The organism is Vibrio tapetis subsp. quintayensis, from assembly GCF_030409945.1.
Classification (GTDB): Bacteria; Pseudomonadota; Gammaproteobacteria; order Enterobacterales; family Vibrionaceae; genus Vibrio; species Vibrio quintayensis.
This window is the reverse complement of sequence record NZ_JAUFQV010000014.1, coordinates 1-13,419: the sequence shown is the minus strand read 5'-3', so window position 1 is coordinate 13,419 and position 13,419 is coordinate 1. Positions and strand designations below refer to the sequence as shown.

12 protein-coding genes are annotated in these 13,419 nt (G+C 43.3%); 4 read left to right on the top strand and 8 right to left on the bottom strand.

Features of this window, described 5'->3' with window-relative positions; genetic code table 11:
* Positions 1-95 precede the first annotated feature (95 nt).
* Positions 96-845, bottom strand: a complete 750-nt coding sequence (locus tag QWZ04_RS06765) for a DNA/RNA non-specific endonuclease (protein WP_290326295.1) — start codon at positions 843-845, stop codon at positions 96-98.
* Between the two features lie 289 nt (positions 846-1,134).
* Here QWZ04_RS06765 and QWZ04_RS06760 point away from each other — a divergent pair, with 289 nt between their 5' ends.
* Positions 1,135-2,835 (top strand): methyl-accepting chemotaxis protein, encoded by a 1,701-nt coding sequence (locus QWZ04_RS06760; protein ID WP_290326293.1) that lies wholly within the window; start codon positions 1,135-1,137, stop codon positions 2,833-2,835.
* Positions 2,836-2,945: 110 nt separating this feature from the next.
* Here QWZ04_RS06760 and xni read toward each other — a convergent pair whose 3' ends face one another.
* From xni to queF, 5 genes are all read right to left on the bottom strand, one after another.
* The gene (xni, locus tag QWZ04_RS06755) at positions 2,946-3,716 is read right to left on the bottom strand and encodes a flap endonuclease Xni (protein WP_290326291.1); all 771 of its coding nucleotides are present in this window, start codon (positions 3,714-3,716) and stop codon (positions 2,946-2,948) included.
* Between the two features lie 102 nt (positions 3,717-3,818).
* Positions 3,819-5,177 carry a nucleotide 5'-monophosphate nucleosidase PpnN gene (ppnN, locus tag QWZ04_RS06750; protein ID WP_290326289.1) on the bottom strand — a complete coding sequence of 453 codons (1,359 nt, stop codon included), beginning with the start codon at positions 5,175-5,177 and terminating at the stop codon, positions 3,819-3,821.
* Between the two features lie 156 nt (positions 5,178-5,333).
* Positions 5,334-6,896, bottom strand: a complete 1,563-nt coding sequence (locus tag QWZ04_RS06745) for a GGDEF domain-containing protein (protein WP_290326517.1) — start codon at positions 6,894-6,896, stop codon at positions 5,334-5,336.
* A 109-nt stretch (positions 6,897-7,005) separates the two neighbouring features.
* Positions 7,006-9,276 carry a tetratricopeptide repeat protein gene (locus QWZ04_RS06740; RefSeq protein WP_290326287.1) on the bottom strand — a complete coding sequence of 757 codons (2,271 nt, stop codon included), beginning with the start codon at positions 9,274-9,276 and terminating at the stop codon, positions 7,006-7,008.
* Between the two features lie 28 nt (positions 9,277-9,304).
* A complete protein-coding gene (gene queF, locus QWZ04_RS06735) occupies positions 9,305-10,150 on the bottom strand; it encodes an NADPH-dependent 7-cyano-7-deazaguanine reductase QueF (RefSeq protein WP_290326285.1) in 846 nt (281 codons plus the stop codon).
* Positions 10,151-10,261: 111 nt separating this feature from the next.
* Between queF and syd the strand changes: the two genes are divergently transcribed.
* The 3 genes from syd (at position 10,262) to QWZ04_RS06720 (ending at position 12,081) form a co-directional block, all read left to right on the top strand.
* On the top strand, positions 10,262-10,813 hold the full coding sequence (gene syd / locus QWZ04_RS06730; protein WP_290326283.1) for a SecY-interacting protein: 552 nt from the start codon (positions 10,262-10,264) through the stop codon (positions 10,811-10,813).
* 3 nt (positions 10,814-10,816) lie between these two features.
* Positions 10,817-11,590 (top strand): Zn-ribbon-containing protein, encoded by a 774-nt coding sequence (locus QWZ04_RS06725; protein ID WP_290326281.1) that lies wholly within the window; start codon positions 10,817-10,819, stop codon positions 11,588-11,590.
* Between the two features lie 77 nt (positions 11,591-11,667).
* A complete protein-coding gene (locus QWZ04_RS06720) occupies positions 11,668-12,081 on the top strand; it encodes a globin domain-containing protein (RefSeq protein WP_290326279.1) in 414 nt (137 codons plus the stop codon).
* A 142-nt stretch (positions 12,082-12,223) separates the two neighbouring features.
* Here the strand turns inward: QWZ04_RS06720 and QWZ04_RS06715 are convergent, their stop codons facing one another.
* Together QWZ04_RS06715 and QWZ04_RS06710 are read right to left on the bottom strand one after the other, a co-directional pair.
* Positions 12,224-12,679, bottom strand: a complete 456-nt coding sequence (locus QWZ04_RS06715; RefSeq protein ID WP_290326277.1) for a YaiI/YqxD family protein — start codon at positions 12,677-12,679, stop codon at positions 12,224-12,226.
* Between the two features lies 1 nt (position 12,680).
* Complete coding sequence (locus QWZ04_RS06710; protein WP_290326275.1) at positions 12,681-12,956, bottom strand: hypothetical protein; 276 nt, start codon at positions 12,954-12,956, stop codon at positions 12,681-12,683.
* Positions 12,957-13,419 lie beyond the last annotated feature (463 nt).

Below are 13,419 nucleotides of genomic sequence, written 5' to 3'. Positions count from 1 at the left end.
GACTCAATAAGAGCAATAATGGGTATCCATTATTGCTCTTTTTTATGGTTAACTGTGAGTTAACACGCACTAAATGTCGCTTTCGCTGCCACCTCTTACTCGTTCACGGGCCACATTTCCCAGAGTTGAGACTCCATACTCTGTTCAGTTGAATCACTGATTAAACTGAAAAAGTCCAAGCCTGTTTGTTGTTCAACGGCATCAATGGTTGTGACGAAACCGGCTAGCTCGCTGCCTGATACATCTCTGTGTGGAACAATAAAGGCAATGGCTTCATCATAATTCGGATCGAGAATCACCTTGTAATAAGCGCTCGGGATCACCACATTATTGCCAATCGATTCCTCGTTGCCAGTAAATATAGGGCCAGTGACAACGTAGAGTTCATTGTAAGTGGTGGCTAAGTCGCGAACGTGCTCTTCGAGTAATCGCCAACCAACGCGGTTAAAACCAGGCAACTGTGGCGACATGTTACTAAGCAAGAAACTTTGCTGCATGGATTGTTTGCTGAAATCCATCGCAGCCGACGGCGCTAAGTGGCCTCGGTCGTAACCTGATTTGCTGTAATCTGCAAGAGTGGATTGAGCATAAGTTGGCAGTTCAGCATCGACTTTAAAATTGTTACTGCGTTTATAGAAAGCTTCCACGCTGTCCTTGGTTAAGTGGTACGCCACCCAGTCGGCATTCTTTGTTTGGTAATTATACCCAACTGCATATCCATCTCGGCAGAGTACTTGATCACTGTTATTAGACGGTAAACCTTTCTCTAGGTGTTGACCACATGTCTCGGCAAAAACCGAAAAAGAGGCAAGCAAACTAAGGGTAAGCAATATTGTTTTTTTCATTGTTGTTTCTCGCTTTTGGAGTGAAACAATGAAAGTAATGAGATCTGTTAATAAAGATGTGAGTTAGGTTGAATTATAACCAGTACGCAGTAAGGTATTGATAAGGTTATTATTTAATTTGTTAAGGGAAACGTAAACGCAACATAAATGTTGAACAATGACGCAGCTCAGGTTTTGAATGTTGGAACTAGAATAAATATTGCCAACATAGCTCAAATTTCCATCGTATATTTTTCCGTTCTCTAATTATGCAACTACACTTTTTTTGTTGGCTAATGGAGGCACATGGATGAATTTCTTTAAAAATAATCTAATAATGAAGTTATTCGCACCAATTGGTGTGGTGTTTATTGTTATGGGCATAGCAATTACGCAGTATTTTTCGGCTCAGGTGACCAGTAACGCAAAAAGTTCTGTTTTACCTACGGCGGTTGGTATGGTGCAACAATTTAAAACGGTACGAGGCTATTACACTAAAAATGTTATCAAAAAGGTGTTGGCGGAATCGAGTTTACAGCCTCACTTTGAACATAAGAATAATCCGAATCGCATCCCGCTCCCTGCCACGTTAATTCATGATTTAAGTGACGAATTCTCCAAGCAAGGTACTGTTCTAAGGCTTTACAGTGAGTTCCCATTCCCTAATCGAGCAAGCCGTCAATTGGATCCTTTCGCTACCAATGCATGGAAAGCGCTCAAAAACGATCCTAAAGCGGTGTTCAGCGAAATTGAAACTATTAATGGGGACCAAGTGCTGCGCGTTGCCTTGGCCGATACAATGTCGGCACAAGGCTGTGTCGATTGCCACAATAGCCATCCAGATACGCCAAAAGCCGATTGGCGGTTAGGGGATTTACGGGGCGTGCTGGAAGTTCAAATTCCCATCACCAGTCAGTTAGCAGCAGGGCAAGATTTAGTAAACAAATTGATTATGGCGATGGGGGCATCGCTATTGATTGCAGCGGCTATTTTATTTTTTCGATTTAGAACTGTCGTTTGGTTGCGATTAAACCAAGTTTCTCATGCATTGCAGAGCATCACACAAGGAGAGGGAGGCCTAAATAGAAAACTTGAGGTCGGCGATGAAGATGAAATTGGTGCGATCGCTAAATCGTTTAATGAGTTTGTCGCAAGCTTGAATCGATCATTGAAACAAGTAACGGATGAAACACAGGCTTTACAACTGACCAGTGCACCGATCGCCGAAATAGCAGAAAGATACGGGAAAGGGGCATCTGAACAACAGCATGAATCTAATCAAGTGGCTACCGCAATGAACGAGGTGGTGTTGACGGCGCAAGAAGTGGCGCGTTTGTCGACGGAAACCGCACAAAATGCCCAGCAGGCTCAAGAGTTGGCTCAGTCTGGTCACGATATTGTCAGTGATAATTTAGCCAGTGTAGTGCAGCTAGTCGGTGACTTACAGACCGCATCAGAAGCCATCGACCGCATAGAAAATGACAGTCAAAATATCGGTGGCGTATTGGATGTGATTCGCAGCATTGCTGAGCAAACCAACCTATTGGCCTTAAATGCAGCGATTGAGGCGGCTAGGGCGGGTGAGCAAGGAAGAGGTTTTGCAGTTGTGGCTGATGAGGTGAGAACGCTTGCTAGCCGTACTCAAGCGTCAACGGATGATATCCAGAAAATGATCAGCCAGTTGCAAGAGGGGTCAAAGATGGCGGTTGATGCCATTGCTAAGAGCCGAGAAAGCATGGATCAAAACAAAGGTAATGCTGAGCAGGTGAAGCAAGTGATCGACGATATTTATCAGGCAATGCAAGGAATTGCAACGCTTAACGCTCAAATCGAAACCGCCGCGGATGAGCAAACATCGGTGAATGATGAAATTAATCGAAACATCACTAATATTGCGATGGTGTCTCAATCGAATGTAAAAGATGTTCAGGGTTTACAGTTGTCGATTGAAGAGATCAATAAAGCCATTGATAGTGTGAATGGTAACCTGCACCGATTTACTGAGCATTAAGGCATCAATACGAAGCCAAACCACTAAGTTGACGTGTTCGACTAATGGTTTGGTTTCTAGGTAGTCGACCTCACATCAGATGGTTATAAGTGTGGTATTAATAGCGACCGTTAGGCGTTATCAAAACGAATGTCTTGTAAATTGAATCCCAACTCAATGTCTGTTTTTAGCGCGGAAATAGCTCGGCAAGTGCGTGCTGATTCAATATGCTCATCAAATTTTTTACGGTACTTAGGCGCGAGTTCGTCGCTACTAGCCGCTAGTTCAATCGTTTCGAATTGCGTTAGGATTTCTTTTGCCGCTTTGGGCCCAACACCTGGAATTCCAGGAACTTGACTGGAGCTCACTCCGGTTAAGCCCCAGTAATCAGCCAACTGTTCCGGCTTCACGCCAAATTCTTTTTCAATGAAAGGCGCGTCTAACCAGCGATGTTGAAAGTAATCGCGGATTTGAAGTGTTGGGGAGAGTAGTTGGCAATAGCCTTTGTCGGTTGAAATGATTGTGACGGTTTCACCGTGGCTTGCTACCTTGGTTGCCAGCGTTGCGACCAAGTCGTCGGCTTCATCTCCCTCAGAAAGCAAAGAGTCGATACCTAATTGCCACCACGCATCTTGAATTCGCTCTAATCCGTGCATTAACGGCTCTGGCATCGGCTTTCTGTTTTGTTTATAGCTTGGGAGTAGTTCGGCTCGCCAGCCTCTATCTTGCTCGTGGTGATCAAATACAGCGATGATATGAGTCGGCTCACTTTCGGCAATAATACGATTTAGCGTTTTGCATGTTGTGTCTATGGTACGAGTAATATCCGTTGGATCAGGTTGTACAGCGTGTACACGACGTATGAGATTGAGCGCATCAATAATAACGAGATGAATAGACATAACAAACAAATAAAAAAGGGTTAAGGCCCCTAGTATAAAGGAATGTGTAGCGGATTCGTAGCCGCTTTGCTCGATAACAAAGCGGCGGAGTGAATCGCTATGTTATTGATCGGCAATCTTATAGCAAGGGATGTACTCAGATCCCGGTAATTTCATGCGTTGCTGGGTCACAAAATCGTTGAGCAGTGCATCCATTTTCTTCATCAACACGGTATCACCGTCAATAATGAATGGCCCTTTACGTTTGATCTCTTTAATGCCCTCCGCTTTGACGTTCCCTGCAACAATACCTGAAAATGCTTGGCGCAGTTTAGCTGCGAGCACTTCTGGAGGCTGGTTTAGGTGTAAGTCGAGATCGGCCATGTTTTCATGAGTTGGCTCGAACGGAAGTTGGAATTCAGGCTCAATCTTAAGTGACCAATTGTAGCTGTAGGCATCCCCTGTAGCTTTACGCTGATCGCGAACGTCATCCATCGCAGATTTGATGATTCGTGCTGCTTTTGCGGGGTCATCAATCACGATTTGGTATCGACTTTGCGCTTTTTCACCTAAGGTTTCACCAATAAATTTATCGATTGAGCGGAAATAAGCCTCACTTTCTTTAGGCCCAGTTAGCACGATAGGCATGGGTTGATCTGCGTTGTCTGGATGCAACATGATGCCAAGAATGTATAACAGTTCTTCTGCGGTTCCTGGGCCTCCAGGGAAGATAACAATACCATGGGCCATTCGAACAAAGGCTTCTAAGCGTTTCTCGATGTCAGGCATGATAATGAGCTCGTTAACGATTGGGTTTGGTGGCTCAGCCGCAATGATTGATGGTTCGGTTAGACCAATGTAGCGTTGATTATCATAACGTTGTTTAGCGTGACCAATCGCAGCGCCTTTCATCGGCCCCTCCATTGCGCCCGGCCCACAGCCAGTACAAATATTTAAATCACGTAATCCAAGTTCATGACCCACTTCTCGTGTGTATTGATACTCGATAGGGTTAATGGAGTGACCACCCCAACATACGACTAAATTAGGATCGATACCAGGGTGTAAAACTCCTGCGTTACGTAAAATACCAAACACTAGGTTGGTAATGTGGGTGGCATTGGTAAGGTTTAATCGTTGGTTGTCTGCCAAGTGCATATTGACGTATACGATGTCACGTAACACTGAAAATAGATGTTCTTGGATACCTCTAATGATCGTGCCATCCACAAATGCGTGTTCTGGGGCGTTATTGAGCTCGAGCTTAATGCCACGCTCTCGGCGCATCACGCTGACATCAAATGATTGGTATTTTTCGAGTAACTCTTCTGAGTTGTCTGTGTGACTGCCTGAATTAAGAACCGCGAGTGTGCAATTGCGATACAGTTGATATAAGTCGCTAGAAGCGGTTTTCTTAAGGCGTTCAACTTCAATTTGAGATAGTAAATCCATACTACCAGCAGGGCTGATATGAGTAATCATGTTCTTCTCCACGGGTAGGAAGTTATTGTTTTATATTGGCTACCCTTTTATTCACCTTACACAGGAATGATGAATTTCGCCACTTAGTAAGAAAGAAAAGAGAGGTGAGATAGAGAGCAAATAGAGAACAAGAAAAACAGGGAAATAAGGAGGGGATTATTGCCAGATGAGTTGATCTGTACCGTTTTTCTTCGCATTTGATAGGTTCAGATTGAGGCGTTCAAGTACTTCTTCTGGAGTATCGGAATCACGGAATGTGCAGCTTGCAATTGACGTTGTGATCTGAATTTGCTGATCACGGAATTTGAACGGAAGCCTGCCTATTTGAGCTTGTAGGCGAGCGAATAACGTTCGGCTTTCGTTGTCTACTTGGTCAGGCAGTAATACAACAAATTCTTCGCCCGAAAAACGTGCGACGGTGTCGGTATCTTTGATAATATTTTTTATGGTACGTGCAATGATTTTTAGTGCTTTATCACCGGCGGTATAACCAAAACTGTCGTTCAGCGCTTTGAAGTTATCGATATCAATGAGGACAACTCGCAACGAGTGTTGAGAGCGGATCCAGCGGCGGTATTCAATTTCTAGTTTGTCCGTCAGTGCAGCACGGTTGTATACCTTGGTGAGAGGATCGAGCAACATGCGTTGAGCTTGATCTTGCAGGCGTCTACGATAGTCCTGTGTTAGCTCAAATACCGATTCAAGCTGGTTGTTTTCGTAGTTGATGCGTTCAATCAGTTGTTGTTCGCGTTTTTCAACGTGCTCTAAGCGCTCTGTTAAAGAGCTGATTTTATCCAGCAATGGGTTGATGGTTGATTTCAAGCTGTCTATATCGGTTTCTGTTTCGATCGTTTGTTTGCTTTGAGACACCAAGTCGCCAATTTCTTTGTGCATGCCTTTTCGGTGGTCGGCATATGATTGGCTCTGCTCTAAGCTTTTATTGGCGTGTTTGAGCACACCAGCCAAAGAGCCATTCACTTGATCAAGAAATTGCTCCGAAGATTTGCGCTCAAAGTGGGTGCCTTGGATCACCAACTTTAGAATTTGTAAAATGAGTTCAAATAGATCCGTCGGCGAGGATCCAACCAGCAACTTTGCTCGAATGTCCGAGAGGAGATCGCCAGATTCACCATCAAAATCGAGTTCTGTAATGAGGTTTTGCAATTCATCGGCAAGACGGTTTAGCTGGTCGTTATCGACGTTTTGTTCAACGTTCAGGTTATTACGAGAGTTAGATGCCATGATTTTAGTGGCACGCTCGTAAAGGGTTAACAGGCGAATGGCTTGGTCGATTTCTTTGGTTAACTTGCTGCTAGGGAAGTGCAATAAGTTGCGTAGATCTCGTTTTAATTGTGCAGGAAGGCCGGGGATACGCTGAAGCGTCTCACCACTGTGTTTGATTCGTTCATTGAGATGAACCGTTTGCCGTTCCATAGTCACCGTATTTTGTTTTAGCTTCCTTTCTAATATAACAAGTTTCGGGATGAGCTTAGATATATCTTTTTGCTGCTCCAAGTCTTGTTTTATAGAAGTAAGGCTTTTATCCAGATCATTGTTTTGGCCGTGACATGCGTCGCTTAGGTTTGCAACGATGCGTTTCAGCACATTCTGTTCTCTTTTGAACTTAAATAAAGAATCACGCTGTGACAGTCGCGACTGATCTAATTTACATTTTAGATCGTGCAGCTCCAGCCGTAACTCTTCCTCAAGAGAATTCAAATCACTCATAAAATACGTTGCCAAATACACTTCGATGGCGGATACAGTTTCTTGATAATAACAAAAAACTTAACAACGTCACTTTATTAAATGACTAAGTGCTCAATAATTACTCGGCCAGTGTCAAATTTTTGATGTCTTCCTCATTTTGGTAGGAAGATTGTACTTTTATTAAGCCTTGATTGAGTGCTTGCTTACATGCCGTGCGAATATCGTCGGTAGCAAAACTGGCTGCTGGCGCATTTTCTATGGCACGTAGATACACCCACTGGCTACCGTCAATATTCCGATTCTTTTCTATACTTCGAGCCATATAAGTCGACATTAACAGGATATCAATCAGCTCCTGATCATTGATTGCTGTATAAGCTCGAGGTAAGAATGGATAATCTGCCATACCTACGCGTACTTTGCGTGATATTTTTCTATTGGGCTCAAAATCTGAGATCCAGCTGCCAATTCTGTCAAACATGTCTTGCGGATTAGTATTAGGATCAGTGTTAGGTTCTACGTACAAAAACATGCCGTCAGAAAAATGATACAAACGGGCCGGTTCAGATATTTTAGAACTGATGAAGTCACCAAATGCACGTTCTAGGTTTAATCCAGCTTGATACCCTTGCTCTAAATAGGTGTGACGTAAGAAAGGAAAGTCAAACATGGCGAATCGGAGTCGATCGCTAAACGGTTCATTGATCAGCTCACCCATTTGCCACTGTTCATAGTTCGCGCTGCTTCGCTTGAGGGAGCCGGGCAGCTTGTTATTGAGCTTTTTCAGGTTCTGCAAGCCTGAACGTGTATGCGTGAACAAGTCTTTAGACAATGAGGTCACTTGCTCGGTTAGATTGCTGATGAGGTAACCACGGCGTATGGAAAGAATGATAAAAATGAGCGATAAAATAAACAAACCAAAAGCAGTTTTTTGGAATCGTTGATATTCGTTTTTGGCGACCGACAAATCCACCTCTAAGCCTTTGTAATGCAAGGATTGTTCTATGATGTCTTTTTGTTGTCTGAGGGCATTTTCGTTGATCTGACTAAGGCGTTCTTGTTGGTTAGCTGCAATGGCGGAATAATTTTTTAAAGCCAGTAATGAATCTTCAAATTGGCCTTTTTCTTCGTAGGCATTACTTAACACAAGAAATGAATTTTTCATTATTCCAAAGTTATTTATTTCTTGCCCTAAAAATTGCGCCTCTTTTGCGGTATCGATGGCTTCTTGGATTTCATTTTGTTGCAGTGCTAGGGTGGCAGTTAATAATAAAGTACGAGCTTTTAGTGGTTTTATTTCCGTATAAGTAACAAGGTTTCGGGCTTTGTCTAAATATTGCTCGGCCAACGTAAAGTTAAATAATTGTAAATAAGTGTCAGCAATGCTTAACCGTAAATCAATCACGTCGTAAACATCTCTAGCGAAATATTCGTGGTCCAATACATTAAAATAGTGAACCAGTGCGAGGTTATATTTTCCTTCAAGAAAATAAATATCCGCCATTTGTTTTAATACATCGGCGAGAACTAATGAATGTTCAAACTTGCCGTAGAAGTCTGCTGCACCGGATAAGTGCTCTAGTGCTTTGTCGAGTACCTGACGTTGCATGAACAACTGTGCCAATTGATAGTTCGCTTTTGCGAGCTGTAAGCTACTGTCTGACTCAATAGACTTCCAGTAACTGGTTAACAGCTCGGTCAGGGCGTTATCGTATCGTTTGTAACGTAAAAAGTGCTTACCAACCCGTAAATGGTATTCAATGGTAATTTCTAGATTACCCATATCGGTTAGGTATTGGTGTGCACGAGTAAAAGACTCTTCTGCCTGTGTCTGATTCCCTTGAGCTGAGTGAATTTCCGCTCGTTGCATACTTAGCTCGTAAAACAAGCCTCGTCCTAACTGGGTTGCTGTCGGTAATTCGTTTAGTTTTGCCATGACATCATCAAGGATTGGTATGGCTTTATCTGGGTTCTGAGTCTGCTTCCACAATAAATCAGCGCGCAGTAATTTCGTCTCGAGCTGAATAAAAGGCAGGTGGTATTGCTTAGCTAAGTCTTCGCCATTTTCAAGGTGAGAAAGAGCCAGTTTGGGTTTGCCTAATAAAAACTCGGCCTGAGCGAGTACGTGAAATGCATCTATGGTGCTGTTCGGAGTTCTCAACGTTGTGTCGGAGTCTTCACGAGGTAGTGACGTTGGGCCTTTAAGGCTCTTGTCCGTCAATTTTCTTTGGGTCAGAAACTTTTCAGCAATTAACTTCGATTTTTTAGGATCGATTTCAACCAGCTTGGCCGCCTCATTAAGCACGGGCGAGGTGTAAATCTTAGCCTGTACTGATGATGTGCATAACAAAAGCAAAAGGGCAAAAGGTGACCAAGCAAACCATTTCATTGATTACATACTCCGAACAATGAGGTGTTTATTGTCTAGCTAAACGCAAGTTTTGAGTTGGCATTACCGTACTCGTCGAGCGATAGGGGTTAATATCGAGGCCACCACGGCGGGTATAGCGTGCATAAACGGTCAGCGTAGTTGGCTGACAATATTGCATGATGTCAGTAAAAATACGCTCGACGCATTGTTCGTGAAATTCGTTGTGTTCACGGAATGAAACCAAGTAGCGAAGTAAAGTATCTCGATTTATTTTTGGTCCGGTGTATTCAATCATCACGCTGCCCCAATCTGGTTGATTGGTAATCAGGCAATTTGATTTTAATAAATTACTGACCAAAGATTCTGTAACGATGTTTTCTGACGTTGCGCCTTTCAGTATGGAAGCATCGAACTCGTAATCTGTGATTTCTATGTCTTGATCGTCAATGCAGGTGCCCGTCATTGGTACGATGGGTTGTTGATCGTAGTGTTGTACCGTTTGAATGCTTACTTCAACAGGTTCGCCAGCACACGCCGACAAATCTTTGATTAGGGCCGATTTTACATCAGCCCAGTGAGCAAACTTAGTTTGGTTGAAGCTATTTAAGTACAGTTTGAACGACTTAGATTCAATCAAATTAGGGCTGGTGGCAGGCAGTGTGACATCACCAACGGCGACTTGAGGTAAGCCTTTTTCATTCAACCAGGAAAGCTCGTAGAGTGTCCAAATATCCACGCCATGAAATGGCAATACGTCACCAAGGTTGATGTCATCGCGGTTTAAGCTGCGAGGAACGGCTTGCAATAAGTTTGGCTCGTATTGGCTGCTGTATTCGGTTTTTTGGCCCAATGTTAGGCCCGCTAACTCTTTTGCGTTGGAATATTTACTCATACTTGCTTAATAAATTCGATTAGAATAGGCCAAAGTTTACTGAATCCCACGTACTCTGTCATTACTAGCGTTCATTTAACGTCTGATAACAGAGGCAATAAAGAGGTCCATATGTCACAAAGTGCTACTACAGCCTTATTAGATTTTAGCCAACGTTTTTTGTCTGCTTGGCAAGACAGCGAACAGAAATTGCCACTAAACACTGAATTGGTTGGTTTAGCATCTCCGTGTATTGAATCAACACAAGAAGATAGCGTGCTTTGGAAGCCTGTAACTAAAGAGGTTCCAGCCGACTTCGCTAATGTTGAAAAAGCGATCGAACTTGATCTACATGAAGACATTAAAGCGTTCTACGGCTGCCAGTACAGCGCTGATATGGATGCAACATGGCAGGGTAAGCCATTGTCTTTGTTGCAGGTGTGGAGTGATGAAGACTTTGAACGTTTGCAGGAAAATATGCTTGGGCACCTCATTACCCAGCGCCGTTTAAAGTTAAAACCGACCATGTTTATTGGAGTTACGGAAAGTGAACTTGATGTGATATCCATTTGTAATCTTTCAGGTGAAGTCATTTTTGAGCGTTTGGGTACGGATAAGCGTGATGTATTGGCACCATCACTCAGTGAATTCTTGGCACAACTTACCGCTGTGGCTGAGCTGTAAGTTATGTATATTACTGAAATCACATTTGAAGTGTACCGTGATACCTCAATGGGTGAGGTAGAAAAAGCGATCAACTATGTATTGGACTGCCTTCGGTATAATGGCCAGTTGTTAGGCCGAGAGCTACCGGTCAGTATGAGTGGTGGCGTATTTACGGCTCGAGTTGTGTGCCCGGCGGAAGATAGTCTTCATCCTGATTACCACAGCGTGCAAGTGAAGCATGCGCTAAATAAATTGGCTGATTTTGGTTTGTTACAACCCAAAATTAAAGTTGTCGGAGAAGATATGAACTCCGATCCGAGTGACTTTTGCCAACCGCCATCGTGGCAAATTCTCTACACCAGTTTTTTGCATACTTGTTCGCCCATTCGCTGTGGTGATCACTTTCTTCCCGTCCCCCTTTACCACTTGCCGCCTATTGGTAATGGAGACCACAAGAAAATCATTAAGTGGCAAGAGGATTGGAGCGCGTGTGATCAGTTACAAATGAATGGCTCCGTTGTAGAGTGCCCGTCATTGTATGAAATCTCATCGAGTAAAAGCTTGTTGTTCAAGCGAGGCTGGGAACTATGCCGCCGCTTGAAGGAGATCAGTGGCATTCCGACTTATCTGTATATTTACCGTGTGGCAGGCACGAGCAAGGAATCAGAAAAAGCACGCAAGTGCCCCGTTTGTGATGGTGATTGGGCGGTAGAGCAGCCAATACATGGAGTGTTCGATTTCAAATGTGATGAATGTATGATTGTGAGCAATTTGTCTTGGGACTTTAAAGATTAAGTTCGAACAAGGCGGTTTACAATAAGCCGCCTGTTTTATAGTCTAGAACAAGACTATTCAAGGGATTGCATGGCTGTATGGTGTTATCAGAGCAACAAATTCATTTGGTTCAAGAGTGCTACCGTCACGTAGAGGAGTCTCCTCATCAATTTGCACAGCATTACTACGGCAAGCTGTTTGAATTAGAACCTAGATTACAGGCATTGTTTCGAAACGACTTGAACATTCAAGGCCGAAAACTAATCGCGATGCTTGAGATAGCGGTTAACGGTGTCACGGATATGGGAATGTTGGTGCCGATGTTAACGCAGCTTGCTCATCGTCATAATGATTACAACGTTAAAAAATCGCATTTTGCATTATTAAATACTGCGTTGCATTATGCTTTCGAGCAGCACTTACAAGACGCTTATACCGACGATCATCGCCACGCATGGCAAACGTTATTGGACTTCATGGTAGACACAATGAAGCCCGAAATCATCAAGTAGCGACTAACCGCAACACCACAAAAGCCTAAAACTTTGGCCCTTACCTAGCCTTTAGTTTTTATACTTAGCACTTAGCACTTAGCACTTAGCACTTAGCACTTAGCACTTAGCACTTAGCACTTAGCTTTTAGCACTTGGACTATTAGATCTTCGCTTTCGCCAATATTCTATCAAGATGATTGGCAAACTCACGTCTATCGGTTTGTGATAGCGCCGCTGGGCCGCCAGTTTGAATTCCGCTTGAGCGCATAGTATCCATAAAGTCACGAATATTGAGCCGTGCTTTGATTGTTTCTTTGGTGTAAAGCTCGCCTCTTGGGCTTAGTGCCTGCACATCTTTTTCGATCACTTCATCCGCTAAAGGGATATCTGAGGTGATCACCAAATCGCCCTTATTCGCGCGCTTTACAATTTCGTTGTCGGCAATATCAAACCCACTAGGCACTTGAATGGAGTGGATATTGTGTCTGTTGGGAACGGGAACGTTGTGGTTTGCCACGAACGTAAGTTCTATACCTGTACGTTCAGCAGCTCGTACAAGAGTATCGCGGATAACTTTAGGGCAAGCGTCTGCATCTACCCAAATATTGAAACTCATATTATTGATTTTCCAGTTTTTCAATGCGAAGCAGTAAGCTTGCAACTTGCTGTTCTAATTGCTCGATACGCTGAGCATCCGTTTGAGTCGGGTTGGCCACTTCCACTTTTGGGATGCGTTGCTTATTTTTCCAACCCTTTAATGCCATGATAATCGCGGGCATGGGTACTGGTGTGGATAAGCGAGCTTTTACCAGAGCTACCGATGGTTCTTTACCTTGATCAACCAGCGACTGAATCGCAGCGGTTAACTCTTCTGTGACATCTTTTGTCAGCATGAGTACTCCCTAGCTAAACGACAACAACGAGAAATTAAACCAGTCAAATGGATTTCGTTGTTCAGAAAAATACATAGTAAGGCTTGAGGATCTGTTTGGCTAGAGTGAAACGATGTGTTTTGAGTCACGTTTTTATTTTTCATGAATCTGGTTTTTTGTAGAGAAACGCTAGATAAATTGTAAGAGATCTCTTACAGGGGCTGTAGGAGATTGCGCTTTTGGTTATATGGTTTATTTCTAGGAGATTTTTAACTTGTTGTTTTTGTTTGGTTTGTTTGTTTTGTAGGGAGCGGGGTTAATCTCTAGTCTAAAAATGCCCATTGCTCAATTTTGGCAGATCAGTAATCTTATTGGTGTTGGCAGGATGCTGGCACGGAACAGGAATACACCACGGAATAGGTTATTTTCAGGATGAAGATTCGGTTACTCAGGATGAATAACCAGCACGGAGCAAAAAGGACAT